General features: G+C 49.5%; 20 protein-coding genes and 5 tRNA genes. 11 read left to right on the top strand and 14 right to left on the bottom strand.

Annotated features, from left to right (window positions below; genetic code table 11):
- Window positions 1-44: 44 nt before the first annotated feature.
- The gene (ubiF, locus tag JK211_RS09350) at window positions 45-1,217 is read left to right on the top strand and encodes a 3-demethoxyubiquinol 3-hydroxylase (RefSeq protein ID WP_212708407.1); all 1,173 of its coding nucleotides are present in this window, start codon (window positions 45-47) and stop codon (window positions 1,215-1,217) included.
- A gap of 122 nt (window positions 1,218-1,339) precedes the next feature.
- On the opposite strand, the gene JK211_RS09345 is transcribed toward ubiF, so the two are convergent.
- The 10 genes from JK211_RS09345 to nagB all read right to left on the bottom strand — a co-directional run bounded on the left by JK211_RS09345 (window position 1,340) and on the right by nagB (window position 8,171).
- Window positions 1,340-1,414, bottom strand: a tRNA-Gln gene (locus tag JK211_RS09345).
- A gap of 8 nt (window positions 1,415-1,422) precedes the next feature.
- Window positions 1,423-1,499 (bottom strand) — tRNA-Met (locus JK211_RS09340).
- Window positions 1,500-1,517: 18 nt separating this feature from the next.
- Window positions 1,518-1,592 (bottom strand) — tRNA-Gln (locus JK211_RS09335).
- Between the two features lie 21 nt (window positions 1,593-1,613).
- Window positions 1,614-1,698: transfer RNA gene (locus JK211_RS09330), tRNA-Leu, on the bottom strand.
- Between the two features lie 6 nt (window positions 1,699-1,704).
- Window positions 1,705-1,781, bottom strand: a tRNA-Met gene (locus JK211_RS09325).
- 331 nt (window positions 1,782-2,112) lie between these two features.
- Entirely contained in the window at window positions 2,113-3,777 is a 1,665-nt protein-coding gene (asnB, locus tag JK211_RS09320; RefSeq protein WP_212708406.1) for an asparagine synthase B, read from the bottom strand.
- A gap of 351 nt (window positions 3,778-4,128) precedes the next feature.
- Window positions 4,129-4,881 carry an HAD-IIA family hydrolase gene (locus JK211_RS09315; RefSeq protein WP_212708405.1) on the bottom strand — a complete coding sequence of 251 codons (753 nt, stop codon included), beginning with the start codon at window positions 4,879-4,881 and terminating at the stop codon, window positions 4,129-4,131.
- A gap of 38 nt (window positions 4,882-4,919) precedes the next feature.
- A complete protein-coding gene (locus tag JK211_RS09310) occupies window positions 4,920-6,140 on the bottom strand; it encodes an ROK family protein (RefSeq protein WP_212708404.1) in 1,221 nt (406 codons plus the stop codon).
- Between the two features lie 7 nt (window positions 6,141-6,147).
- Window positions 6,148-7,296, bottom strand: a complete 1,149-nt coding sequence (gene nagA / locus JK211_RS09305; protein WP_212708403.1) for an N-acetylglucosamine-6-phosphate deacetylase — start codon at window positions 7,294-7,296, stop codon at window positions 6,148-6,150.
- A gap of 74 nt (window positions 7,297-7,370) precedes the next feature.
- A complete protein-coding gene (gene nagB, locus JK211_RS09300; RefSeq protein ID WP_212708402.1) occupies window positions 7,371-8,171 on the bottom strand; it encodes a glucosamine-6-phosphate deaminase in 801 nt (266 codons plus the stop codon).
- A 337-nt stretch (window positions 8,172-8,508) separates the two neighbouring features.
- Between nagB and nagE the strand changes: the two genes are divergently transcribed.
- The 5 genes from nagE to JK211_RS09275 all read left to right on the top strand — a co-directional run bounded on the left by nagE (window position 8,509) and on the right by JK211_RS09275 (window position 16,992).
- Window positions 8,509-10,545 carry an N-acetylglucosamine-specific PTS transporter subunit IIBC gene (gene nagE, locus JK211_RS09295; RefSeq protein ID WP_212708440.1) on the top strand — a complete coding sequence of 679 codons (2,037 nt, stop codon included), beginning with the start codon at window positions 8,509-8,511 and terminating at the stop codon, window positions 10,543-10,545.
- Window positions 10,546-10,694: 149 nt separating this feature from the next.
- Complete coding sequence (glnS, locus tag JK211_RS09290; protein ID WP_212708439.1) at window positions 10,695-12,362, top strand: glutamine--tRNA ligase; 1,668 nt, start codon at window positions 10,695-10,697, stop codon at window positions 12,360-12,362.
- A 325-nt stretch (window positions 12,363-12,687) separates the two neighbouring features.
- On the top strand, window positions 12,688-14,082 hold the full coding sequence (locus JK211_RS09285; protein WP_212708401.1) for an OprD family outer membrane porin: 1,395 nt from the start codon (window positions 12,688-12,690) through the stop codon (window positions 14,080-14,082).
- Between the two features lie 20 nt (window positions 14,083-14,102).
- Complete coding sequence (gene chiQ / locus JK211_RS09280) at window positions 14,103-14,300, top strand: ChiQ/YbfN family lipoprotein (RefSeq protein WP_212708400.1); 198 nt, start codon at window positions 14,103-14,105, stop codon at window positions 14,298-14,300.
- Between the two features lie 31 nt (window positions 14,301-14,331).
- A complete protein-coding gene (locus JK211_RS09275; protein WP_212708399.1) occupies window positions 14,332-16,992 on the top strand; it encodes a family 20 glycosylhydrolase in 2,661 nt (886 codons plus the stop codon).
- A 110-nt stretch (window positions 16,993-17,102) separates the two neighbouring features.
- Here JK211_RS09275 and fur read toward each other — a convergent pair whose 3' ends face one another.
- The 4 genes from fur to ybfF all read right to left on the bottom strand — a co-directional run bounded on the left by fur (window position 17,103) and on the right by ybfF (window position 19,742).
- Window positions 17,103-17,549, bottom strand: coding sequence for a ferric iron uptake transcriptional regulator (fur, locus tag JK211_RS09270; RefSeq protein ID WP_212708398.1), 447 nt, complete (start codon window positions 17,547-17,549; stop codon window positions 17,103-17,105).
- 325 nt (window positions 17,550-17,874) lie between these two features.
- The gene (fldA, locus tag JK211_RS09265; RefSeq protein ID WP_212708397.1) at window positions 17,875-18,405 is read right to left on the bottom strand and encodes a flavodoxin FldA; all 531 of its coding nucleotides are present in this window, start codon (window positions 18,403-18,405) and stop codon (window positions 17,875-17,877) included.
- A 133-nt stretch (window positions 18,406-18,538) separates the two neighbouring features.
- A complete protein-coding gene (gene ybfE / locus JK211_RS09260) occupies window positions 18,539-18,814 on the bottom strand; it encodes a LexA regulated protein (protein WP_212708396.1) in 276 nt (91 codons plus the stop codon).
- Window positions 18,815-18,959: 145 nt separating this feature from the next.
- Window positions 18,960-19,742 carry an esterase gene (gene ybfF / locus JK211_RS09255; RefSeq protein ID WP_212708395.1) on the bottom strand — a complete coding sequence of 261 codons (783 nt, stop codon included), beginning with the start codon at window positions 19,740-19,742 and terminating at the stop codon, window positions 18,960-18,962.
- Window positions 19,743-19,982: 240 nt separating this feature from the next.
- Here ybfF and seqA point away from each other — a divergent pair, with 240 nt between their 5' ends.
- From seqA to JK211_RS09230, 5 genes are all read left to right on the top strand, one after another.
- The gene (gene seqA / locus JK211_RS09250) at window positions 19,983-20,528 is read left to right on the top strand and encodes a replication initiation negative regulator SeqA (RefSeq protein ID WP_212708394.1); all 546 of its coding nucleotides are present in this window, start codon (window positions 19,983-19,985) and stop codon (window positions 20,526-20,528) included.
- A 30-nt stretch (window positions 20,529-20,558) separates the two neighbouring features.
- Complete coding sequence (pgm, locus tag JK211_RS09245) at window positions 20,559-22,199, top strand: phosphoglucomutase (alpha-D-glucose-1,6-bisphosphate-dependent) (protein ID WP_212708393.1); 1,641 nt, start codon at window positions 20,559-20,561, stop codon at window positions 22,197-22,199.
- Window positions 22,200-22,384: 185 nt separating this feature from the next.
- Window positions 22,385-23,203, top strand: a complete 819-nt coding sequence (locus JK211_RS09240; protein ID WP_212708392.1) for a DUF1722 domain-containing protein — start codon at window positions 22,385-22,387, stop codon at window positions 23,201-23,203.
- On the top strand, window positions 23,200-24,642 hold the full coding sequence (gene phrB / locus JK211_RS09235) for a deoxyribodipyrimidine photo-lyase (RefSeq protein WP_212708391.1): 1,443 nt from the start codon (window positions 23,200-23,202) through the stop codon (window positions 24,640-24,642). Before JK211_RS09240 ends, phrB begins: the two co-directional genes overlap by 4 nt.
- Before the next feature lie 8 nt (window positions 24,643-24,650).
- Window positions 24,651-25,394 carry a type 2 GTP cyclohydrolase I gene (locus tag JK211_RS09230; protein WP_212708390.1) on the top strand — a complete coding sequence of 248 codons (744 nt, stop codon included), beginning with the start codon at window positions 24,651-24,653 and terminating at the stop codon, window positions 25,392-25,394.
- The last annotated feature ends 142 nt before the right edge of the window (window positions 25,395-25,536 follow it).

Raw genomic sequence — 25,536 nt, 5'->3', positions numbered from 1 at the left:
AGCCCGGATGATGGCGGGTAATCAGTCATGGGAAGGATAGTCACATGCAGGAAGATCAATTTGATGTAGTGATCACCGGCGGGGGTATGGTCGGTGCGGCTCTGGCCTGTGGTTTAGCACGGCATCAGTTCAGGGTGGCGGTGATAGACCACCAGTTACCGCGTCCCTTTGATCCCGCAAGCCTGCCGGATGTCCGTATTTCGGCAATAGGGGCGGCTTCGGTAGGGTTACTTAAAGAGCTTGAAGTCTGGGACGCCGTGCAGGCGATGCGCTGTACTCCGTACCGTCGTCTGGAAACCTGGGAATGGCAGAATGCCCACGCGGTGTTTGATGCGGCGTCACTCGGTTTGCCTGAGCTGGGTTATATGGTGGAGAACAGTGTCCTGCAATCAGCCTTGTGGCATAAAATGCAGTCGCAGGACATAACCCTGCTGTGTCCGGCCAGCGTGACATCCGCCAGCTACAACGGCCAATACTGGCAGCTGACTCTGCAGAGCGGTCAGCAGCTTACCACCCGGTTATGGGTGGGGGCCGACGGCGCTAACTCAAAGGTTCGCCAGCTGGCAGGCATCGGGGTTAATGGCTGGGATTATTCACAATCCTGTATGCTGATTTCGGCAGAATGTGAAAATCCGCCCGGTGACAGTACCTGGCAACAATTTACGCCGCAGGGACCACGGGCATTCCTGCCATTACATGACAATTATGCTTCACTGGTCTGGTATGACAGCCCGGCCCGCATCCGGCAATTATCCAGGCTGCCGCTCAGTCAGCTTAATCAGCAGGTCGCCAGCCATTTTCCTGACCGCCTCGGTAAAGTCACAGTACTGGGCTGCGGTGCATTCCCTCTGACTCGTCGACATGCCACCGGTTATGTGCGTCCCGGGCTGGCACTGGTCGGTGATGCAGCTCATACGATTAATCCGCTGGCAGGGCAGGGGGTTAATCTCGGGTATCGTGATGTTGACGGATTAATTGATGTTCTGGCGGAAGCACGAAAAGCGGGGTGTGACTGGTGGCAGTCAGAGGTGCTGAACCGTTATCAGCGTAAACGCTACAAAGATAATTTACTGATGCAAAGCGGAATGGATCTTTTCTATCTGGCATTCAGTAACCGGAGCCATCCGTTAATGCTGGCGAGAAACCTTGCCCTGATGGCTGCCCAGCGTGGTGGCTGGCTGAAAAAGAAAGCCCTCAGCTATGCGCTGGGGTTATAGCCCCGGATCAATTCAGAGAGTGTTCTGTCGAGAGATAAAGCGGTCTGCGGACCGTTTTTTATGGGCTGACAGTAAGTAAAAAACACAAAAGAAAAAAGCTCACCGGAGTGAGCTTTCAAAATTGGCTGGGGTGCAGGGATTCGAACCCCGGAATGCTGGTATCAGAAACCAGTGCCTTACCGCTTGGCGACACCCCAATTTTATTTGGTGGCTACGACGGGATTCGAACCTGTGACCCCATCATTATGAGTGATGTGCTCTAACCAACTGAGCTACGTAGCCGTTTACTGCTTTTCAATGTGGCTGGGATACCTGGATTCGAACCAGGGAATGCCGGTATCAAAAACCGGTGCCTTACCGCTTGGCGATATCCCACCTGCTAAACTCTGAAGATAATGGTGCGGGAGGCGAGACTTGAACTCGCACACCTTGCGGCGCCAGAACCTAAATCTGGTGCGTCTACCAATTTCGCCACTCCCGCAAAACATGGTGGCTACGACGGGATTCGAACCTGTGACCCCATCATTATGAGTGATGTGCTCTAACCAACTGAGCTACGTAGCCATACGTATGTTTTTGCGTTACCTTCATCGGCGTTGCGGGGCGCATTATGCGGAGTTGACCCATGATCGTCAACAAGTTTTTTGACGTTTTTTACCTGAAAGGGTTTGTTTGAATGGTGAATAACCATAATGGTGAATTGTTGGTCGTTTTGTGCTGTTGCTTTACCCGATCCTGCGGATCAGACCGAACTGCGGGGGATATAAGGAGAAACTGACCGTGCCATCATGGCTAAGCTGCGCTCCGGTCCGCTGACGGGACTGCAGTAAATCACCGGACGGTGCCCATAAAAAAGGCCGCGAAAACGCGGCCCGATAAACAGGGGAATAATAAATCAGTAGGCTGACTGGTGGACGCCTACGGCACGTCCTGACGGGTCATCCATGGTTTTGAAAGCGTCGTCCCATTCAATGGCTTTCGCCGAGGAGCAGGCGACCGAAGGACCGCCAGGCACACATTCTGCGGCCGTCGCAACAGGGAACAACTCTTCAAATATCTCACGGTACAAAAAGGCTTCTTTCGACGCGGGTGTATTGTACGGGAAACGGAAGTGCGCCATCTCAAGTTGCTGATCAGTGATCTGGCTGGCCGCGACTGCTTTCAGTGTATCGATCCAGCTATAGCCGACACCATCAGAAAACTGCTCTTTCTGACGCCATGCCACGCTTTCCGGCAGATAGGAAGAGAAGCATTCACGCAGAATGTGTTTTTCCATTTTTCCGTTACTGCCACACATTTTATCTGCCGGGTTAATACGCATGGCCACATCGAGGAATTTTTTATCCAGAAAAGGCACACGGGCTTCTACTCCCCATGCGGACATGGCTTTGTTCGCTCTGGCGCAATCGTACATATGCAGTGCTGCCAGTTTACGGACGTTTTCCTCGTGGAATTCTCGGGCATCAGGCGCTTTGTGGAAATACAGATAACCACCAAACACTTCGTCCGCACCTTCACCTGACAGCACCATTTTAATGCCCATCGCTTTGATCTTACGCGACATCAGGTACATCGGGGTGGATGCCCTGATGGTGGTAACATCGTAAGTTTCGATGTGATAAATCACATCACGGATAGCATCCAGCCCTTCCTGCTCGGTGAAGTGAATTTCATGGTGTACAGTCCCCAGCGAATCAGCCACTTCTTTGGCTGCTTTCAGGTCCGGTGCGCCTTTCAGGCCAACGGCGAAAGAGTGCAGCTGAGGCCACCAGGCATCACTTTTATCCTGATCTTCAATACGTCTGGCCGCAAAACGCTTGGTAACAGCCGAAATAATCGACGAATCCAGGCCGCCTGATAATAAGACTCCGTAAGGTACATCTGACATCAGATGGCTTTTCACTGACTCTTCCAGCGCTTCTTTCAGTGCAGCCGCATCAGTCTTGTTATTAGCAACATTGTCATATTCCATCCAGTCACGCTGGTAGTACTGACGAATTTCTCCGTCGGTGCTGGACATATAGCTTCCCGGCGGGAATTCGCTGATAGTACGACACACCGGTACCAGTGCTTTCATCTCAGAGGCAGCAAACAGGTTACCGTGCTCATCATAACCAATATACAGCGGGATAATCCCGATATGATCGCGGCCGATCAGCCAGCTGTTTTTTTCTTTATCGTAAAGAATGAAGGCAAACATCCCCTGTAAATCGTCGAGGAAATCGATACCTTTTTCCTGATACAGGGCCAGAATAACTTCACAGTCTGAGTCTGTCTGGAACTGATAGCGGTCACTCAGTTCTGCACGCAGTGCGCGATGGTTATAGATTTCGCCGTTGACCGCCAGAACGTGGGTACCGGCTGCGTTGTACAGTGGTTGTGCTCCGTTATTGACGTCAACAATTGATAAGCGTTCATGGGCCAGAATCGCATTATCATCAGCATAAATACCTGACCAGTCCGGGCCACGGTGACGCATCAGACGCGAAAGTTCCAGCGCTTTTTTACGCAATTCAACGGGATCCGTTTTCAGATCCAGAACCCCAAAAATCGAACACATAAGCTACTCCTGAGTGCATAGACGGTAATATTGTCAGAATAAATAATAGTGATTAACAGCTGCCTGTCCGGGCGCGATATATAAGAAAATGCGCTATTACACCGGAGGTTGGCAAGTCATTTAATTCTGAAATTGGAAATAGTGGTTTGCAGGGCTGTAATATTAAAAAATATTCAGTTTTTGTGGGTGTTTTTTGAATTTAATTTAAAGAAACTGCCTTTCCGTCTGTTTTTTATACTCTGCTCGCCCGACAAGGAATGAGCGGGTTCGGGTATATTAATCGTGCCGGAAGCGGATACCCTGAAGATATCTTTAACCGGCACCGGGTGTGTTATCAGAAAATACTCTGGTTCAGAACAGGTCTATATCAGCGACTGATGGATAAATCCAGTCCGGCCTGAAGGGTAACTGACTGACATCTTCCGCCTGTGATACACCCGATAACACCAGAACCGTTTTTAAACCGGCCTGGAATCCGGCCAGAATATCGGTTCGCAGATTATCGCCGATAATCACCGTGTCTTCGGAATGGGCATGCATTTTGTTAAGAGCTGCCCGCATAATATAGGGGCTGGGTTTACCGACCACGAACGGACTACGCCCTGAAATTCGCTCAATACCGGCACATAACGCACCGCACGCCGGGACAAAACCACGCCCGTGAGAGTCAGGGTTGGTCGCAATAAAGCGTGCACCGTTGACGATAAAGAATGCCGCTTTATGCATCATTTCCCAGTTAAAAGACCGGGTCTCTCCGACAATCACAAAGTCGGGGTTGATATCAGTAATCGTAAATCCGGCTTTGTACAATTCATGAATAAGTGCGCCTTCGCCAATGACATAGGCTTTTTTCCCTTCCTGGCGGCGTAAAAAATCTGCGGTGGCCATGGCCGAGGTATAGAAAGCAGATTCGGGCAGGGTAATACCAGCAGAAGAGAAACGGTTAGCAAGATCCTGCTCTGTCTGTGACGGATAATTGGTCAGTACCACCAGCGGAATTTCTTTTTCCAGTAAACCGTGCAGAAATTCTTTAGCACCCTCAACGGCCGTATTATCATGCATTAAAACGCCGTCAATATCGCAAATCACATTCTTAATCGTCATTCATTACCATCCGCAAGTAGAGTTGCAAAATTACGTTATTATTCTTCCAGTAAATGCTGCAGCAGGATGCCGTTCAGCATCGCACGTTTGGCCAGCGCGAAAGCACCAATAGCAGAGCGGTTATCCAGTTGTGAACGTACCACCGGCAGGTTCTGACGAAAATCATTCAGTGCCTGATTATCAATACAGCTGCGGATCACCGGGAAGAGTATCTCTTCTGCGGCGGTGATCTCTCCTGCCAGTACAACTTTTTGTGGGTTAAACAGATTAATGGCCATCGCCAGCGCTTTACCCAGATGGATGCCCACGTCGGTGATCAGCGCCCGGGCCATGGTATCACCCTCACAGGCGGCCCGGCAGATATCGGCGATGCCGGTGGCTGACGGGTGCAGCGTACCGGGATAGCCTTCTGCTATTAGTTTCTGTGCTTTTTCTGTAATTGCATTGTTCGAGGCAATCGTTTCCAGACAGCCAAAGTTACCGCAGTAACAACGCTCACCTAAAGGATCAACCTGTATATGGCCAATTTCCCCGACGTTTCCATTACTGCCGAGAAAAATATTACCGTTCACAATAATTCCGGCACCGGTTCCACGGTGAATACGCACCAGTAAGGAATCTGCGCAATCACGGGTAGCGCCAAAATAGTGTTCGGCCAGGGCCAGGCTGCGAATATCGTGGCCGACGAAGCTGGCAATATTAAAACGGGCGGTCAGATTTTTCACCAGTGGCCAGTGAGTTTTACCAATATGTGGCATAAAGCGCACTACACCGCGTTCCGGATCGACCAGGCCCGGCAAAATAACGGCGATGGCAATGATTTCTTTCAGTACCCTGTGCTGTTGCTGCATAAAGCTATCGATAGCTGAAAATAATGCAGCTTCGACGGCATCCTGTTCGCTGTATGGAACAGGGTAGTGTTGTTCGGCCAGTAATTCGCCACCTAAGTCAAACAGTGCCAGGGTAGCATCCTGGCGGCCCAGACGTACTGCAATGGTATGGAAACCGTGGTTTTCGGTCACAATAGAAATTGCCCGTCGTCCGCCGGTGGATGCCTGCTGCTCGACTTCTTTAATCAGTCCGCGCTCAATCAGCTGGCGGGTAATTTTGGTAACGCTGGCGGGGGCAAGCTGGCTGATTTCTGCAATCTGTATCCGGGATATAGGTCCCTCCTGATCAATCAGGCGATATACTGCTGCGCTGTTTAATTGCTTAACAAGATCAATATTACCAATTTGCGTCTGTCTGCCAGTGCCCATTAAATACTTACCTGCTGAAAACCACGTCACCATTAACGATAGTTTTTAATATTGTAAAGTCACGAGAAAAAACAGTCAGGTTGGCTACTTTGCCTTGCTGAATCGACCCCAGCTGTTCCTCTGCGCCCATAGCCCTGGCCGGATAGAGAGTTGCCATGCGCAGGGTTTCCTCCAGAGAGAATCCTGCATGTTCAACACAATTACGCACGGCTTCAATCATGGTCAGTGAAGAACCACTTAGCGTACCCTGCTCATCCACACACAAGCCGTTGCGATAGTATATTGTTTTACCGGCAAAAATGAACTGTTCAATATCGGCCCCGGCCGGGGCAGTGGCATCGGTGACCAGCATCAGCTTGTCACCTTTGATGGCTTTGGCATTACGAATATTGGCATAATGAACATGCAGGCCATCCGCGATAACACCACAGTAGACCTGCGGGGAGTCAAAGATCGCCCCTGTTAATCCCGGTTCACGGCCGGCGGCTGCTGTCATCGCATTATACAGGTGAGTCGCGCTGGTAATGCCGGCATCGAAGCCCTCGATGGCCCTGGCATAAGTGGCATTAGAATGGCCCGCTGAAACGATAATACCTGCTTTACGTAAGGCGCGGATGTCTTCTGCGCTCACATTTTCCGGTGCCAGAGTGATCTGACTAACGGCATCAGCATTATCACAAAGAAATTTTAATAATTCTGCAGTTACGGGGCGGATTAAGTCCGGGTTGTGGGTCCCTTTTTTAATTTTATTCAACCAGGGGCCTTCAATATGCAGCCCCAGCGCCTGGTGTTTATGTTGCGTCAGCCATTGCTGCATGGTCTTAACAGCTTTAATGATCATCTCGTCGGTACTGGTTATCAGAGTCGGCAGAAAACTGGTGCAGCCGGATTTTTCGTTGGCCCGTTGCATGATCGCCAGTGTGTCGATACTCAGAGCGGATAACTCATCGTTAAACTGTACACCGCCACAGCCATTCAATTGCAGGTCAATAAAGCCGGGAGAGATGATTGCCCCTGACACGTCATGGCGGGGGGTATTTTCCGGTAACTGACGGGCAGGGCAGAGTTGTGCAATCCGTCCGTCTTTGATCAGAACCGCATGATCATCAAGTACCTGATATCCCGTATAAATCCGGCCATTCACTAAAGCGTACATTTGAGGTTCTCCGTCAGATAATAAAGCGGCCCGTCACACCGGGCGGGGATCCGTTATCTGCATTACTTGCTGAGTTAAATATCTTTTATATTATCAGCTTCCATTTCACGGAAGTACTTTACGGTTTTTACTTTCAGTTCACCGGTGGCAGGTTCGTCACAGACGATAATGGATTTAGCGTGTAATTGCAGGCAACTGATGGTCCAGAGGTGATTAACATTGCCTTCCACTGCAGCCTGCAGTGCCAGTGACTTTACCTGTCCGTTCACCAGAATCATGATTTCTTCAGCATCCAGCAGTGTTCCGACACCAACGGTCAGCGCATGTTTTGGCACCTGACTGACATCACCGCCAAAAAAACGTGAATTAGCAAGACGGGTTTCCTGAGTCAGGGTTTTAATACGTGTCCGGGATGCCAGTGAGGATGCCGGTTCATTAAAAGCGATATGGCCGTCATTACCCACACCGCCCATAAACAGGTGAACTTTACCGTACTGGCGGATTTTATTTTCATAGCGCTGACATTCGGCATCAACATCACTGGCATTACCGTCCAGCAGATTAATGTTGTCGGCCGGAATATCAATATGGTCAAAGAAATTCCGGTGCATAAACGTATGATAGCTTTCCGGATGCTGTCTGGGTAAACCGACATATTCGTCCATATTAAAGGTCACAACGTGCTTAAAGCTGACCTCACCATTTTGGTGCATCCGGATCAAATGCTGGTAGGTTTGCCGGGGCGTGCTTCCGGTGGGTAAGCCGAGAATAAAAGGACGGTCGGCATTCGGAGCGAAGGCATTAATGCGTTGGGTGATATGCCTGGCTGCCCAGCATGCAACTTCGGCTGAGGTTTCCAGCGGGATGAGTCTCATACATTACCTCAATTCAGTAAACAAATCAGTTAACGGTGAGAGAGTGCCGGTTGTTGCGGATTAAGGGCCGACACAATAACACTCTGGCAGGGATGCTGTATCGATAATTAAAATCATAAAATAAGTAGTGAGTTATTACCAGTGGCATCTATCTTGCAATGTAATTTTTGTTGATTTTAATCACGATAAAACGGGAATTAATTTGCGAAGCGAATTAAAAACTACATACACTCAATCGCAGAGAGTTTTGGTGCTGGCACTGTCTGAATGACTTACGATGTAAGGTTCGGCAGGCATAGGCGTTGAACAGCCTGTTTCAGAGGGGAGATTAGTGAATATAATCGGTTATTTACAGAAAGTCGGGCGTGCACTGATGGTGCCGGTTGCAACCTTGCCCGCTGCCGCCATTCTGATGGGGGTAGGTTACTGGCTGGATCCGGATGCCTGGGGGGCAGGAAATGCGTTAGCTGCCCTGCTGATTAAATCCGGGTCGGCAATTATTGATAATATGTCAGTGTTATTTGCTATCGGGGTAGCCTATGGTTTATCGAAAGACAAAGATGGCTCTGCCGCATTAACCGGGTTTGTCGGCTTCCTGGTGGTGACGACGCTGTGTTCACCGGCCGCCGTCTCAATGATACAAAAGATCCCTGTTGACCAGGTTCCTGCGGCTTTCGGAAAAATTAATAATCAGTTTGTCGGTATACTGGTCGGGATCCTTTCAGCAGAGGTCTATAACCGTTTCAGCCATGTGGAATTACCCAAAGCGCTGTCTTTTTTCAGTGGCCGACGGCTGGTGCCGATCCTGGTATCGTTTCTGATGATTGTGGTGGCCTTTTTACTGATGTATATCTGGCCGGTGATCTTTGGTGTGCTGGTCTCTTTTGGCGAACATATCCAGAAACTGGGGGCGGCAGGCGCAGGGATCTATGCCTTTTTTAACCGTTTACTGATTCCGGTCGGTTTGCACCATGCGCTGAATTCTGTGTTCTGGTTTGATGTGGCCGGTATTAACGATATCCCTAAATTTCTCGGCGGCGCTGAATCTATTGCCAACGGAACCGGCATTGTCGGTATTACCGGGCGTTATCAGGCGGGTTTCTTTCCGGTGATGATGTTTGGTTTACCCGGTGCTGCGCTGGCTATCTGGCAGTGTGCTCGCCCGGAAAACCGTGCCAAAGTCGGCAGTATTATGCTGGCCGCGGCTTTCGCTGCATTTTTCACCGGTATTACCGAACCTCTTGAATTTTCATTTATGTTTGTTGCCCCGGTGCTGTATCTGATACATGCCGTGCTGACCGGTATTTCGGTCTTTATTGCTGCATCTATGCACTGGATTGCCGGATTCGGTTTCAGTGCCGGACTGGTGGACCTGGTCTTGTCGACCCGTAATCCGCTGGCGACACACTGGTATATGTTGATCCCTCAGGGACTGGTGTTCTTTGTTATCTACTACGTTGTTTTCCGGTTCACTATTCTGAAATTTAATCTGAAAACACCGGGCCGTGAACTGGCGGTCAGTGGTGATGAATCAGATGGTTATGATGAAGATATTGAGCCTGCTGACAGTAAAGAATCAGCCACGGAGACTCTGGCAAGGCGTTATATTGGTGCTGTCGGAGGTTCAGATAACCTGACGGCTATTGATGCCTGCATTACACGCCTGCGTCTTAATGTGGCCGACGCTGAGCGGGTGAATGATTCGCTGGCCAAAAAACTGGGGGCGGCCGGGGTGATCCGTCTGAATAAACAAAGTGTCCAGATTGTGGTCGGAACCCAGGCCGAAAGCATCGCCAGGGCAATGAAAACGGTACTGGAAAAAGGGCCGGTACCGGCGGCAGGTACTCCGGAGCCTGCAGCCCGCAAAGCAGCAGAAAACACACCGCAACAGGCCACCCGTAACAGCACTCAGCCAGTTGTTGCGACTCTGGTGGCACCGGTCAGCGGTAAAGTTGTGGCGATTGAAGACGTTCCCGATGAGGCATTTGCTTCTAAGGCGGTCGGCGATGGTCTGGCAATCCTGCCATCAGGCAGTACGGTGGTCTCTCCGCTCAGTGGCACAGTCGTCAAAATATTTGCCACGCACCATGCCTTCTGTCTGGAGTCAGAGTGCGGTGCGGAAGTTGTGGTACATATGGGGCTGGATACGGTGGCACTGGAAGGAAACGGCTTCCGTTGTCTGATCACGGAAGGTGACAGCGTGGTTGCCGGGCAGCCGATACTGGAAATGGATCTCGATTACCTGAATAGCCATGCGCGGTCGATGATAAGCCCTGTGGTTATCAGTAATATTGATGATTACAGCGGGCTGACCCTGCTGGCCGGTGAGACAGTAGTAGCAGGAGAAACGGAGATTTATCAGATAAAAGGCTGATTTTTCCCGGACGATCATCAGGCAGGAAGTCATTCCTGCCTTTTTTATCTTTGTTTATCAACTAACGGTTGTTTCCCGGTGTCGCTTTGTGGATCATATCCGGTAACTTTATGGGTAATCACCCTGATCTACGTACTGAGGAAATTGAGATGAGTGAGGCTGAAGCCCGCCCAACGAACTTTATTCGCCAGATTATTGATGAAGATCTGGCGAGCGGTAAGCACAACACGGTGCATACCCGTTTTCCACCCGAACCTAACGGCTACCTGCACATTGGGCATGCGAAATCTATCTGCCTGAACTTTGGTATTGCACAGGACTATCAGGGGCAATGTAATTTACGCTTTGATGACACCAACCCGGTCAAAGAAGACGTGGAGTTTGTCGAGTCGATTAAACGTGATGTGCAATGGCTGGGATATCAGTGGGATGGTCAGATCCACTATTCTTCAGACTATTTTGAACAGTTGTATCAGTACGCGATGGAACTGATTCAGAAAGGCCTGGCTTACGTGGATGAGCTTTCTCCGGAACAAATCCGTGAATACCGTGGTTCACTGACATCAGCGGGTAAAAACAGTCCTTACCGTGACCGCAGCCCGGCAGAAAACCAGGCATTATTTGAGAAAATGCGCAACGGTGAGTTTGCTGAGGGGACGGCCTGCCTGCGCGCTAAAATCGATATGGCATCCAGTTTTATGGTCATGCGTGACCCGGTGCTGTACCGGATTAAATTTGCTGAGCATCACCAGACCGGTAATGCATGGTGCATTTATCCGATGTATGACTTTACTCACTGTATTTCCGATGCGCTGGAAGGGATTACCCATTCACTCTGTACTCTGGAGTTCCAGGATAACCGCCGGTTGTATGACTGGGTACTGGACAATATTTCGATTGAAAGTCACCCGCGTCAGTACGAATTTTCCCGCCTGAATCTCGAATATGCGGTGATGTCGAAACGTAAACTGACACAGCTGGTGGCCGAAAATATTGTGGAAGGCTGGGACGACCCGCGCATGCTGACTGTTTCAGGCCTGCGTCGTCGGGGTTACACCGCGGCTTCTGTACGTGAGTTTTGCCGTCGTATCGGGGTAACCAAACAGGACAATATTGTTGAAATGGCCTCGCTGGAGTCCTGTATTCGTGATGATTTAAATGAAAATGCACCGCGGGCGATGGCGGTCCTTGACCCGGTTCGTGTCGTGTTGGAAAACCTGGCGGAAGGTCACACGGAAGTGTTATCGATGCCTAATCATCCGAACCGCCCGGAGATGGGAAGCCGTGAAGTGGTGTTTAGCCGTGAGGTTTGGATTGACCGTGCTGATTTCCGTGAAGAAGCCAACAAACATTATAAACGTCTGGTGACAGGTAAAGAGGTTCGTCTGCGCAATGCCTATGTGATAAAAGCTGAGCGGGTGGAAAAAGACGAGGCGGGTAATATCACGACTATTTATTGCCAGTGCGATACGGAGACGCTGAGCAAAGATCCTGCCGACGGACGTAAAGTTAAAGGTGTGATCCACTGGGTATCGGTAACCGCCGGTGTGCCTGCTGAATTCCGTTTGTATGATCGCCTGTTCAGTGTCGCTAATCCCGGAGCAGAAGACGATTTCCTGTCAACGATTAACCCTGAATCGCTGGAAATTCGCCATGGCTATGCGGAACAGAGCCTGCAAAATGCAGTCGCTTCTTTCTCGTATCAGTTTGAGCGGGAAGGTTATTTCTGTGCTGATACTGTGTATTCCTGTCCTGAAAAGCTGGTTTTTAACCGCACCGTCGGACTTCGGGATACCTGGGCTAAAGCCGGTTCCTGAATCGGCTGACTGAAATAACGGGAAAAACGCCACGTTTGTGGCGTTTTTTTTTGGATTGAAATAACCTATTATTATTTTAACGCTCTTACCATTATTGCTTATTTCCGATAATTATATCTTCCTGATTTTTATTATTTTTAACATTTATTCTTTTTGTGAACTTTATCATGCATTTGATATTTCACGCGGAAATAGCTTGATAATTCGTGTCACGAAAAATATTCTGAAGCCGATGAATAACGTTGTGCAGGGAAGATATGCTGTTATCACTGTAATTATTTAATCATTTTACTGTTGAATATTACTATCGGGAAGGATCCGCGATATGTCTGAGTATACCCGTAACTATAAAGTATTAACTCTGTCGTTACTGATGACAGGCAGTTATTTCGTTTTATCACCGGAGGTGAATGGGGCAGGTTTTATTGATGACAGTCAGCTGAATGGTAATGTTTATTATTGGCAGCGGGAGAGAGACCGTAAGGATATTGCTTCTGGAAAATATAAAACAAATCTTGCGCATGGTACATGGAACGGTAATCTGGACTTCTCTTCGGGTTATGCGGCGGATATCATCGGTATTGATGTTGCAGCCTTCACTGCGATAGAAATGACGGAGTCCGGTGACAGCAGCCATCCGAACGAAATTGCTTTTTCATCGAGTAATAAAGCCTATTCTGAAGACTGGAGCGGTGATAAAAGCGGGATTAGTTTATATAAAGCCGCATTAAAAATGAAATACGGTCCCTTTAAATTACGTGCCGGATATATTCAGCCAGAAGGCCAGACATTACTGGCACCACACTGGAGTCTGTTACCGGGTACCTATCAGGGCGCAGAGGCTGAAGCTGCTTTCGATTATGCAGACTACGGAGCTCTCAAATTTTCTTATATGTGGACCAACCGCTATAAGTCACCGTGGCATATCGAAATGGACCGTTTTTACAAAAATGATCGCCGTTCCAGAGTCGCATACCTGCACTCACTGGGGGCTAAGTATGATTTCAAAAATGGTTTGTTACTGGAAGCCGCTTATGGTGAAGCCAGAAATTATATCAGTCAGTATTTTTTGAAAACCAGCTATAGCGTTGACCTTGCCGGTTCGCCGTTACACAGCAGTTATCAGTTTTATGGTTCCCGGAATAAATCTCAGCAACAAGGGGCGAACCAGGTGTATGACGGAATGGCGTGGCTACAGGCTGTAACCTTTGGTTATCGTGTCGGTCAGGTCGATTTACGTCTGGAAGCCACCAGTGTAAAAGCCGCAGGCAGGCAGGGATATTTTCTGCAACGCATGACCCAGACCTATTCCTCGTCTAATGGCCGGCTGGATGTGTGGTGGGATAACCGTTCTGACTTTAACGCCAACGGTGAAAAAGCAGTATTCCTTAGTGCGATGTATGACCTCAGCCGCTGGCAACTTCCGGGCTGGGCGGTAGGCGCATCGGTTGCTTATGGCTGGAATGCGAAGCCGTCCTCTGTCAATGAGGCTGCAGATAGCTGGTATTTCTCCGGGAATAAAATAAAGGAATCCTCCTGGAGTCTGGATGGGATTTATACCGTACAGCAGGGGCGTGCTAAAGGAACATTATTTAAATTGCACTTTACACAATACAGCAATCACTCTGATATACCCAGTTATTCCGGGGGTTACGGAAATATGTTTCAGGATGAGCGTGATGTGAAATTTATCATGATGGTACCTTTTAATATTATTTAATTCCCGTAAAAGGACGGATTATGAAGTATTTACTGTGCTTTTTTATCGTATCAGGCCTGGCCGGGTGTCAGGCATCAATAAAAAAACCACTTAATAATAATATGGAAACTGTCAGTCCGCGTGATTATCAGGCCTGTATTAATACCCTGAAAAGCGGTGATGATGAAGACTCTGTTATTCGTTGCCAGCGTATTACTAATGAAATAAGAAAAAATTAATTAAATTAACATAATGAATTAAGGACGACTCATGAAATATACCCGAAAACATGTGTTAGCCGGTATAGTCAGTGCTTTGCTGTTATGCAGTACGGCTACCGCCAGTCAGATGACTATCGATAAAATAAGTCAGTTTGGTGTGAAGTTTTCAGTACAGGATAATCTGGCCGCGACCAATGGTATTGACTGTGCCGCCCTGGGCGGCGACTGGGGATCCTGTTACCGTGCCTCTATCACACTGACTAATCCCGGAGAAGCGCTGAATGACAAAGACTGGGCCATTTATTTCTCCAGTATTCGACAGATTCTGTCCGTCGGGAATGATCAGTTTAAAATCACGCATCTGGTGGGGGATTTACACAAGATAGAACCCACGGATAAATTTCGTGGCTTTCCGGCCAGGCAGTCAGTGGTTTTGCCATTGATCAATGAATACTGGCAGGTTTCTGTCAGTGATGTATTGCCGCGCTGGTATGTCACTTCTGGCGGAGCAACCCCGAAGGTGATCCGTGTCACGGATACTGAAGATCTGCAGCAGATCACCGACATCCCGTCGGGCCAGTGGCGTCGCAGCCCGACCGATGCCAATATCCTGATGACTGCAGAAAATCGTTACCTGAAAAATAAGTCTGTCCGGTTAATCAGCCGCCAGCAACTGCGTGGTCAGATTATCCCCACCCCGCAACAAGTGGATATACGGCAGGGAAATGTCAGCCTGAAACAAGGGGTTGTACTTAGTCTCGGGGCATTACCGGCAGACAGTGCGCAGGTGATTCACCGGGCATTTGAAGCGGCGGGGGTCCGGACCGGTGAAGGGTATCCGGTGAGCACCCGCATTGTCCCCGCTGATTTTACCGGTGAGGCAATAAAACAAGGGGCATACCGGCTGGATGTTTCGGCAGATAAAACCGTGATTACCGGTTACGATCCGCAAGGCGTATTTTATGGCCTTCAGTCATTATTGCAATTAATCCCGCCGCAGGGTGACCCGCTGATACCGGAAATTCGCATACAGGATGCGCCGCGCTTTGCGTATCGTGGAATATTTATTGATGTCGCCAGGAACTTTCATTCTAAAGCCGCGATCCTGCGGACTCTGGCTCAAATGTCTGCCTATAAACTCAATACTCTGCATCTGCATCTGAGTGACGATGAAGGCTGGCGACTGGAAATCCCCGGTTTACCTGAGCTGACGCAGGTCGGGGCCAGCCGTTGCCATGACCTCAGTGAAACCCGCTGTTTGCTACCGCAACTCGGCTCCGGCCCGGATACCGGTACCAATGGCAGCGGATTCTTCAGCCGTGAAGATTACCTGGAAATACTGAGATATGCGAAAGCCAGACAAATAACGGTGATCCCTGAAATCGATATGCCAGCCCATGCCCGGGCGGCAGTGATTTCGATGGAAGCCCGTTATAAAAAACTGATGGCGGAAGGTAAAACCAGAGAGGCGAATGAATATCGTCTTCAGGATGCCGGGGATAACTCGCAGGTGACCACAGTACAGTTTTATGATCGTACCAGTTTTGTTAATCCCTGCCTGCCTTCTTCGCGGCGTTTTACTGATAAAGTCATGTCGGAAATTATCAGTATGCATAAAGACGCCGGGCAACCGTTACAGCGCTGGCATTTCGGGGGGGATGAAGCCAAAAATATCTATCTCGGGGCCGGATATACGGATAAGACTAATCCTGAACCGGGTAAAGGTCAGCGGGATATGCGGTTGCAGGATCATCCGTGGCAGAAATCAGCAAGTTGCAATAAATTACTGCAATCCGGTGCCGTTGCGGATCTCACCCATTTACCTGGCTGGTTTGCATTGCAGGTCAGCCAGCTGGCCAAATCTCACGGGCTGAAGGGTATTCAGGCCTGGCAGGACGGACTGAAAGAAATCAGTGATAACCGTCAGTTTAGTACCAGAGATAATCTGGTGAATTTCTGGGATACCCTCTATTGGGGGGGCGTCAGTTCAGTCAATGACTGGGCGAATAAAGGTTATCGGGTGATTGTATCTAATCCTGATTATCTTTATCTGGATATGCCCTATGAAGTGAATCCTCAGGAACCCGGCTATTACTGGGCAACCCGTTTCACTGATGAGCGGAAGATCTTCAGTTTCGCGCCGGATAACCTGCCACAAAATGCAGAAACATCTACGGACCGTGATGGTAACAGCTTTGCGGCCAATTCTGCCGGTCACTGGCCGGGGGCTTATGGTATGTCAGCACAGGTCTGGAGTGAAATAGTGCGTACCGATCAGCAGATGGAGTACCGGTTATATCCACGGTTATTTTCCGTGGCAGAGCGGGCCTGGCATAAAGCTGACTGGGAATTACCGTATAAACAGGACCAGTATTTTGAAAAAGGGAAAACACAGCATGTCGATCAGCAACGGCTGGATAATGACTGGCAGCGCTTTGCTAATCTTTTGGGGCAGTCAGCCCTGATACGGCTGGATACGGCCGGTATAAATTACCGTATACCTGTGCCCGGCGCGGTGATCATCAACGGCACTCTGCAGGCTAACACTGCTTTACCCGGGGTCGCTATTGAATATTCCGTTGATGGTGGTCAGCAATGGCTACCGTATAACAGTCTGAAAGCTCCTGCGGTGGCCGGTAACGTACTGGTCAGATCCATCAGCCCTGACGGTAAACGCTTTAGTCCTTCAGTAGCTCCGGTGGCCGGATAACAGAGGGAAGGGCAGATAAAAAAACCCGCAATTTGCGGGTTTTTTATCTGTAAGACTATGACGGTAAACATCCGTCATCAGATAACAGTTACAACCTGAACAGGGCCGGGTTATTTATCGTTATGTAATGAATCATCTTCGCGGCAGTCACCTTCTGTACAGTGACCATACAGATAAAGACTATGGTTAGTTAGCTTAATACCAAACCGGGTTGCGATTTCACGCTGGCGTTGTTCAATTGACTCATCACTGAACTCAATCACTCTGCCGCAATCCAGGCAGATCAGGTGGTCATGATGTTGCTGCTGAGTCAATTCAAAAACTGACTTACCGCCTTCGAAGTTGTGACGGGTAACGATGCCCGCATCATCAAACTGGTTAAGCACACGGTAAACGGTGGCCAGACCAATTTCTTCACCCATATCGATCAGGCGTTTATACAAGTCTTCCGCACTGACATGGTGGCATTCTGGTTCCTGAAGCACTTCCAGAATTTTCAGTCTTGGAAGGGTAACTTTCAGGCCAGCCTTCTTCAATGCGGAGTTGTTGTCAGTCATGCAGTTTATGTCCTGTTACTTTTGAAAAATGACTTTGGCAAGAAGCCCTGAAGTTTGTTAGATAATGACCTTATAATTGTTAGTCCATTATAGGACTGATACACCAAAATTGAAACTACAGACCTGAAAACAACGCACCAATAACACTTCAATAAAGTGTTTTACTGTGCTCAGGTCCGGTGCATCAACTCTGTCAGGGTCTGACCCTGACATCTCTTATAAGCCGGGCGCTGCCGAAAAGAAGAGTGCGGGTTCTTCTGGTCATGTTAGTCGTTCCCGCAAGTGTCTGAAGTAAACAGTATCACAACTGATACTAAAACCCCTATTAAGCCTCGAGGATTTCTTTCAGCTGCAGTTCGTCCGAAATCTGGTTTACCCACTGGCTGACACGCTCAGCAGTCAGCTCTGGCTGACGATCTTCGTCAATCGCCAGTCCGAGGAAGTGGTTGTCATCGGCAAGGCCTTTGGATGCTTCAAAATGGTAACCGGCAGTCGGCCAGTGGCCGACAATCACCGCGCCTTTTGGCTCGATAATGTCACGCAGGGTACCCAGTGCATCACAGAAATATTCGGCGTAGTCTTCCTGATCACCGCAACCAAATAGCGCAACCAGCTTACCGTTAAAATCAATTTCTTCGAGGGTCGGGAAGAAGTCATCCCAGTCGCATTGTGCTTCGCCATAGTACCAGGTCGGGATGCCCAGCAGCAGAATATCGAAAGCTTCCAAATCTTCTTTGGTACTCTTAGCGATATCGTGCACTTCAGCAACGTCTTTACCCAATTGTTTCTGGATCATTTTCGCGATGTTTTCTGTGTTGCCGGTATCGCTGCCAAAAAAGATGCCTACGATTGCCATGTGGGGATAACCTCTTGAATCTTCGAATCAGATAATTGTAATGTCACTACAGATGCGCAGATGATAACAGACCTGCGATGTGTGCGGAACTTGTAAACCGGTCAGATTTGTCCCTGAGTGCGTTTCCCTGAACTCAGTCCTGCTTTAGCTGTGCCAGAATAATTTGTTCAATAAGTTCACTGCGGCTCAGGTTACGTTCCGCAGCCAGCGCGTTCAGAGCATCGACGACTTCAGTGTTCATTTTGAGTTCAACCCGTTGTAAACCTCGGACTTTATCTCGTTTCAGTTGATTGCGCTTATTTATCCGCAATTGCTCATCCCGGGAAAGCAGACTGGTTTTGGGACGACCGGGCCGGCGTTCGTTGGCGAACAAATCGAGCGTGGTACGATCCGTATTTTCTTTTGCCATGATTTTTGAAACTGAACACCTGCTATGTATCAGATACACGCAGCTTATGATGAATGAATACCGTTATCATGTTAAAAGCACACGATAAAAATTTAGCGCGCAATCATACTCCAGTGCGATGAAGGACGCCAATGTTTAAACCATCTCAGCCCTGAGTTTTCTGCGGGCCGTATAAAAAACGCTGAACTGCGTTGAGCACTGCCACAGGTTTTTCCGCATGGACCCAGTGACCGGCACCGGCAATGATATGTGCTTTCGCACAGGGAAATTGTGCCAGTAACGGGGTACGGTACAGCGGGTCAAGGTAAGGTGATGCACCTCCGCCGATAAATAATGCCGGATGAGGCCAGCAAGGGCAGGTTTCCCAGCCAGCAATGGTGGTGTAGTTTTCCCATAAAGCCGGCACATTAAACAACCATTCTCCCTGATGAAAAGATTTAAGCAGAAAATTAATCACCATCTCATCCCTGAGTATGGGTCTCATCAGTTCCGCCGCCGCATCTCTTCGGGTGACCGCTGCCTGACTGACCGCCCGCAGTGCTGCGAAAATATCGTCATGGCGACGAATCTGATAATCGACCGGGGCAATATCAATCATCACCAGTCGTTTGATCCGTGCCGGTGCCAGTGCGGACATGGCCATGGCAATTTTTCCGCCCATCGAATGGCCGATAACATTCACCGTTCCGAGTTGCAGATGGTCGAGAGTATCGAGCATATCCCGGGCCATGGCGGCATAGGACATCTCTGCTGCCCGCGGAGAATGTCCGTGGTTTCGCACATCGACCTGAACCACCGGCGCGCGGGATTTCAGATGACGGGCCAATACCCCCAGGTTATCCAGGCTGCCAAACAACCCATGGATCAATAAGATCGGGGATAATTCTTCATCAAATTGTTCAGTTTGCAGACGGCTGTTTAAAATCATGGCAAAGTTCTTACGGTTGAAAGCCTGGCTTAGGGTATCATGGTTTAATCTTTCATGAACTCAGCAGAAAATGTTTAGGGTATTATCTGACTTTTAGCGGAATTGCTATTCAGCGCTTCCGGCTTCGCTGAGTTTAATTTTATAATCACCTGGTAAAATATCGGGCGCAGAATACCGGATATTTAGCGGCACAGCTGCGCAGAAAGACATTTTACCCCAGTCATAACAGTACGGAATAAGATGAAAACGATTGAAATAGACGATGATCTTTATCGTTATATTGCCAGCCATACACACCATATTGGTGAAAGTGCCTCTGATATATTACGCAGAATGCTGAATGTATCCGGGCTGGCGGAATCCGCGGCTCAGGAAATACCGTCTGAGAAACGTGATACGCCGCTACTGGCAGAAACCCGAGCTGGCTCTCGCCCGCAGGATCGGGTCCGTACCGTACGTGAATTGCTGTTATCTGACGAATATGCGGAACAAAAACGTGCTGTTAACCGGTTTATGATGGTGTTATCCACCCTCTACCGGCTGGACCCGCGGGAATTTCAGGTAGCTACCACCACCATGCAGGGCCGCACCCGGGTGTATTTTGCCGGTGATGAACAAACATTGTTACAGAATGGTACGCATACCAAACCAAAACATATTCCCGGAACCCCGTATTGGGTGATTACTAATACGAATACCGGCCGCAAATGCAGCATGATTGAACATATTATGCAGTCGATGAAGTTCCCTCAGGAGCTTGCTGACAAAGTTTGCGGTACTATTTAATCCGAACTTAAGCGTTAGGGAGAAATGCCGATGGCCAATCACCCACGGGCAGGGCAACCTGCTCAGCAGAGTGATCTGATTAATGTTGCACAACTGACATCACAATATTATGTACTGAAACCGGATGTTTCTGACAGTGAACATGCCGTTAAATTCGGCACCTCCGGCCACCGTGGTAGTGCAGCACGTAACAGCTTCAATGAAACACATATCCTTGCTATCGCCCAGGCTATTGCCGAGGAACGCAAAAAAAATGGAATTACCGGGCCATGTTATGTAGGTAAAGATACTCATGCACTTTCAGAGCCAGCAATTCTTTCAGTACTGGAAGTGCTGACGGCGAATGGCGTTGAAGTGATTGTCCAGCAGGATAATGGCTATACACCGACACCGGCTATCTCTAACGCAATCCTCGAACATAATAAACGTGGCGCTTCGCTGGCTGACGGTATTGTCATAACGCCTTCTCATAATCCGCCTGAAGACGGGGGGATCAAATATAATCCGCCCAATGGCGGACCTGCGGATACCAATGTCACGAAAGTGGTTGAAGCACGTGCTAACCAGCTGATAAAAGATGAATTACGGGATATAAAACGTTACACCCCGGCACAGGCTGCCGCCAGCGGTCTGATTCATGAGCAGGATCTGGTACAGCCGTATATTGAAGGGCTGGCAGAGATTATTGATTTTGATGCCATCAGAAACGCTAATCTGACCATCGGTGTTGATCCGCTGGGCGGTTCAGGCATTGCCTACTGGCCACGTATTGCAGAACATTATCAGCTGAATATTACGCTGGTAAATGATGCTATCGATCAGACCTTCCGTTTTATGCATCTCGATAAAGATGGCGCAATCCGTATGGATTGTTCATCCGAATGTGCAATGGCGGGCTTACTGGCGCTGCGTGATAAGTTTGATTTAGCTTTTGCCAACGATCCGGACTATGACCGGCATGGTATCGTGACGCCAGCCGGATTAATGAATCCTAACCACTATCTGGCGGTCGCAATTAATTATCTGTTCCGTCACCGTAAACAATGGTCACCGGAAGTTGCTGTGGGTAAAACCCTGGTGTCCAGTGCCATGATTGACCGGGTAGTGCAGGATCTCGGTCGTAAACTGGTCGAAGTCCCGGTGGGTTTCAAATGGTTCGTGGATGGTCTGTTTGATGGCAGCCTTGGGTTCGGTGGAGAAGAGAGCGCCGGTGCTTCATTCCTGCGTTTTGATGGCACGCCATGGTCCACGGATAAAGACGGTATTATTATGTGCCTGCTGGCGGCAGAAATTACCGCTGTGACAGGACTTAATCCGCAACAGCACTATGATAACCTGGCGGAGAAATTTGGGTCGCCGAGTTATAACCGTCTGCAGGCTGCGGCCAGTACATCACAGAAGGCGGCGTTATCTAAGCTGTCTCCTGAAATGGTCAGCGCAGAGACACTGGCGGGCGATCCGATCATTGCCCGTCTGACTGACGCTCCGGGTAATGGTGCCTCTATCGGTGGTCTGAAAGTGATGACCGCGAACGGCTGGTTTGCTGCACGTCCGTCAGGGACCGAAGATGCTTACAAAATCTATTGTGAGAGTTTCCTCGGCGCAGAACATCGCGAGAAAATTGAAAAAGAAGCCGTACAGATTGTCAGCGAAGTGCTGAAAAATGCCTGACGGCTATCCATAGTAACAAAGGCGCTGATATCAGCGCCTTTTTTTATCCTGGCGGCCCGGAGTTTTGAGCCAGGCAGAAGCAATAATAGTGCCATCCCCCGCGCATCCCCGCCAGGCAAGAGGACCTTTACGTGGCGCGGGACGATATTGTAAACTTGTACAAAATTCTAACAAGGTACAAGTTTATGCCTCCTTTAGTCGTCGCTGGCCTGCTGGCCGGTTCTGATTATGCCCCGGTGACTGAGCACCTGCTGATGGCATTGCCCGCCGAATGGCAACTGCTACAGCTGCCGCTGACTGAGTTGTCCGGCATGCTTCAGGACTGTGATGTGGCCCGGAGCAATACGCAGCCAAAGGCTTATTACCCTGAATTACCGGTCAGCGGCATCATTGTCAGCCGCAATGTTACTGAGTCCGGTGATGCGCTATTTTCTCCGCAACATTTGCAACGGCAGCTGGTCGATATGCCGGTCTGCAGTGAGGACGGACTTCAGGATCCTGAACAACGGCGGCTGTTTATTCAGGCAGTCAGCGCCCGTGCAGAGTTCGATGCATTGTGTGAGTCGCGGCTCAGTGCGCATCAGCTGATTCAGTTCCATAGCCGGTATAAATCGTTGTTACTGGCACACTCACAGCCGTTATATCGTCAGCTGGGGCCGCTGGTGGCAGGGATATCTGAATGGTCGTCCCTGAAAGATTTTGCCGCAGAATATCGCAGCAGGATGATGGCAATCATGTTATTACCTGACAGCCGTGCCAACCATACCAATGTCCTGATGCATATTCAGGGATATTTCAGGCCTTACCTGAGTAGCGCCCGGCGCCAGCACCTGACGGAAACTATTGAACACTATCGTTGCGGGTTACTCCCTCTTTCCGTACCGGTCACGGAATTACGTCAGTTACTGGCGGAATACCCTCATCCCTGGCTTGAATCGCAACGCTATCTGTTTCCTTATCTGCCTTCGGCGCGGAAATGTACTGAATTACAGGAGGATAAGTGAAAACACATATTGTCTGGCTGCGTGCAGATTTACGACTGCATGATAATCCTGCACTTTATGCCGCCTGCCAGGATCCTCAGGCAAGGGTCATTGCTCTGTATATTGCCACCCCGGGGCAATGGCAGCAGCATGATGTTTCTGGTCGTCAGCTGGAATTTATCCGCGACGGGCTGAAACTGCTGAGTGAAGAATTATCGGCACTCCGTATCCCGTTATTATATGCCTCTGCTGACAGTTTTACCGACAGTGTCTCCTGTCTGACAACGCTCTGTATAAAGCATCAGGCAACTCAGCTGTTTTATAATTACCAGTATGAACTCAATGAACAACGACGGGACCGGCTGGCAGAACAGCAGCTCTCCGCCAGCGGTATTATCTGTGAAGGATTTCATGACGGGACCCTGTTGCCGCCGGGCAGTGTGCTGACCGGTAAAGGGACAATGTACAATGTTTATACCCCGTTCAGTAAAGCCTTGCTGAAGGTGCTTAATACAGAGCTTCCCGAATGCTATCCGTCACCGGCAGTCAGAGAATACCCGGCTGATCTGGCCGGAGATGAGATTCCGTGCCTCAGCCCGGACAGCCAGCAATATGACCGGAAATTATTCCCGCCGGGCCACCGGGCTGCATTACAACGTTTACGCAGTTTCAGTCAGGATAAAATCCGGGATTACCACCGGCTGCGTGATTTTCCTGAGCAACCGGCAACCAGCGGGTTGTCCCCTTATCTGACGACCGGACAAATTTCCGCCCGTCAGTGTCTGCGACGTATTGTCCATGATCATCCCCGGGCGCTGTCCGGCGGCGATGAAGGCAGCTGGCTGAATGAAATTTTCTGGCGTGAATTTTATCGCCATTTACTGGTCGCGTATCCGCAATTATGCCGGCATCAGCCGTTTACGGACTGGACGCGAAATATCCGCTGGCAGCAGAATGATGTGCAGTTTACTGCCTGGCAACAGGGCAGCACCGGGTTTCCGATAGTGGATGCCGCGATGCGGCAATTACAGGAAACGGGCTGGATGCATAATCGCCTGAGAATGATCGTTGCCAGTTTTCTGGTAAAAGATTTGCTTATCGACTGGCGGCAAGGTGAACGCTATTTTATGTCACAACTACTTGATGGCGATCTGGCGGCGAATAATGGTGGCTGGCAGTGGGCAGCGTCGACGGGTACCGATGCTGCGCCTTATTTCCGTATTTTTAATCCGCGTTTACAGGGAGAACGTTTTGACCCGCAGGGCGATTTTATCCGCCGCTGGCTGCCTGAACTGGCGGGAATACCGGGAAAAGCTATCCATGACCCCCATGAGTGGGCAAAAAAGAACCGTGTAACGCTGGCTTATCCGTTACCGATTGTCGATCATAAGCAGGCACGGCAGACTACGCTGCAGGCATTCGAAACTGCCCGTAAAGGCGGAAATTCAGTACAGGAATAAGGTTATCCATGAAAAACACCATGCTTGAAGAATTAATTAATCAGCAGCTTAACAGCCAGAGCTTCAGCGATTATGCGCCGAATGGGATGCAGGTTGAAGGCCGTCAGCAGGTCCGTAAGGTGGTGACCGGAGTAACTGCCTGCCAGGCGCTGCTCGATGAAGCTGTGCGTTTACAAGCGGACGCATTAATTGTGCACCATGGCTATTTCTGGAAAAACGAATCGCCGCTGATTAAAGGGATGAAGCGTCAGCGACTACGGACGTTATTACTGAATGACATTAATCTGTATGGCTGGCATCTGCCATTAGATGCCCACCCTGAACTGGGTAATAACGCACAACTGGCAAAACTGCTGGGCATTATCCCTGAAGGTGAAATTGCCCCTTTAGTCCCTTGCGGGCGTCTGGCTGTTCCGATGGAAGGGGAAGCATTTGCTGAACTGATCGGCCAAAAACTGGGCCGTGCGCCGCTGCATTGTGCTGATAATGCTCCTCAGACGATCCGTACTCTGGCCTGGTGTACAGGTGGCGGACAGGGCTTTATTGATGACGCGGCAGAGTATGGGGTTGATGCCTTTATCAGCGGTGAAGTTTCCGAAAAGACTATCCATGTGGCCCGTGAGTGCGGTCTGCATTTCTTTGCTGCCGGCCATCATGCCACCGAGCGTGGCGGGGTTAAAGCCCTGGGCGAGTGGCTGACTGAAACCCACGGGCTGGACGTCACATTTGTTGATATTGATAACCCTGCCTGAGGTATCACACCCGCCCGGCTATGCGGCGGAAACGGCTAAAGGTTTCCGCCATATCTCATCTTATCCCCGTTTTTCACTGCTTTTTTCTGCATAACCTCCGTAAAAAAGGTGTGTTTTGTCAGAGATAAACAACCTTAAAAGC

Source organism: Tatumella sp. JGM130, assembly GCF_018257525.1.
Classification (GTDB): domain Bacteria; phylum Pseudomonadota; class Gammaproteobacteria; order Enterobacterales; family Enterobacteriaceae; genus Tatumella; species Tatumella punctata.
The sequence above is the reverse complement of the archived record's forward strand: the minus strand, read 5'-3'. Positions and strand labels throughout refer to the sequence as shown.

Coding starts and splice junctions, on each gene's coding strand:
- ubiF (WP_212708407.1), top strand. CDS start 45: ATGCAGGAAGATCAATTTGATGTAGTGATCACCGGCGGGGGTATGGTC.
- asnB (WP_212708406.1), bottom strand. CDS start 3,777: ATGTGTTCGATTTTTGGGGTTCTGGATCTGAAAACGGATCCCGTTGAA.
- JK211_RS09315 (WP_212708405.1), bottom strand. CDS start 4,881: ATGACGATTAAGAATGTGATTTGCGATATTGACGGCGTTTTAATGCAT.
- JK211_RS09310 (WP_212708404.1), bottom strand. CDS start 6,140: ATGGGCACTGGCAGACAGACGCAAATTGGTAATATTGATCTTGTTAAG.
- nagA (WP_212708403.1), bottom strand. CDS start 7,296: ATGTACGCTTTAGTGAATGGCCGGATTTATACGGGATATCAGGTACTT.
- nagB (WP_212708402.1), bottom strand. CDS start 8,171: ATGAGACTCATCCCGCTGGAAACCTCAGCCGAAGTTGCATGCTGGGCA.
- glnS (WP_212708439.1), top strand. CDS start 10,695: ATGAGTGAGGCTGAAGCCCGCCCAACGAACTTTATTCGCCAGATTATT.
- JK211_RS09285 (WP_212708401.1), top strand. CDS start 12,688: ATGTCTGAGTATACCCGTAACTATAAAGTATTAACTCTGTCGTTACTG.
- chiQ (WP_212708400.1), top strand. CDS start 14,103: ATGAAGTATTTACTGTGCTTTTTTATCGTATCAGGCCTGGCCGGGTGT.
- JK211_RS09275 (WP_212708399.1), top strand. CDS start 14,332: ATGAAATATACCCGAAAACATGTGTTAGCCGGTATAGTCAGTGCTTTG.
- fur (WP_212708398.1), bottom strand. CDS start 17,549: ATGACTGACAACAACTCCGCATTGAAGAAGGCTGGCCTGAAAGTTACC.
- fldA (WP_212708397.1), bottom strand. CDS start 18,405: ATGGCAATCGTAGGCATCTTTTTTGGCAGCGATACCGGCAACACAGAA.
- ybfE (WP_212708396.1), bottom strand. CDS start 18,814: ATGGCAAAAGAAAATACGGATCGTACCACGCTCGATTTGTTCGCCAAC.
- ybfF (WP_212708395.1), bottom strand. CDS start 19,742: ATGATTTTAAACAGCCGTCTGCAAACTGAACAATTTGATGAAGAATTA.
- seqA (WP_212708394.1), top strand. CDS start 19,983: ATGAAAACGATTGAAATAGACGATGATCTTTATCGTTATATTGCCAGC.
- pgm (WP_212708393.1), top strand. CDS start 20,559: ATGGCCAATCACCCACGGGCAGGGCAACCTGCTCAGCAGAGTGATCTG.
- JK211_RS09240 (WP_212708392.1), top strand. CDS start 22,385: ATGCCTCCTTTAGTCGTCGCTGGCCTGCTGGCCGGTTCTGATTATGCC.
- JK211_RS09230 (WP_212708390.1), top strand. CDS start 24,651: ATGAAAAACACCATGCTTGAAGAATTAATTAATCAGCAGCTTAACAGC.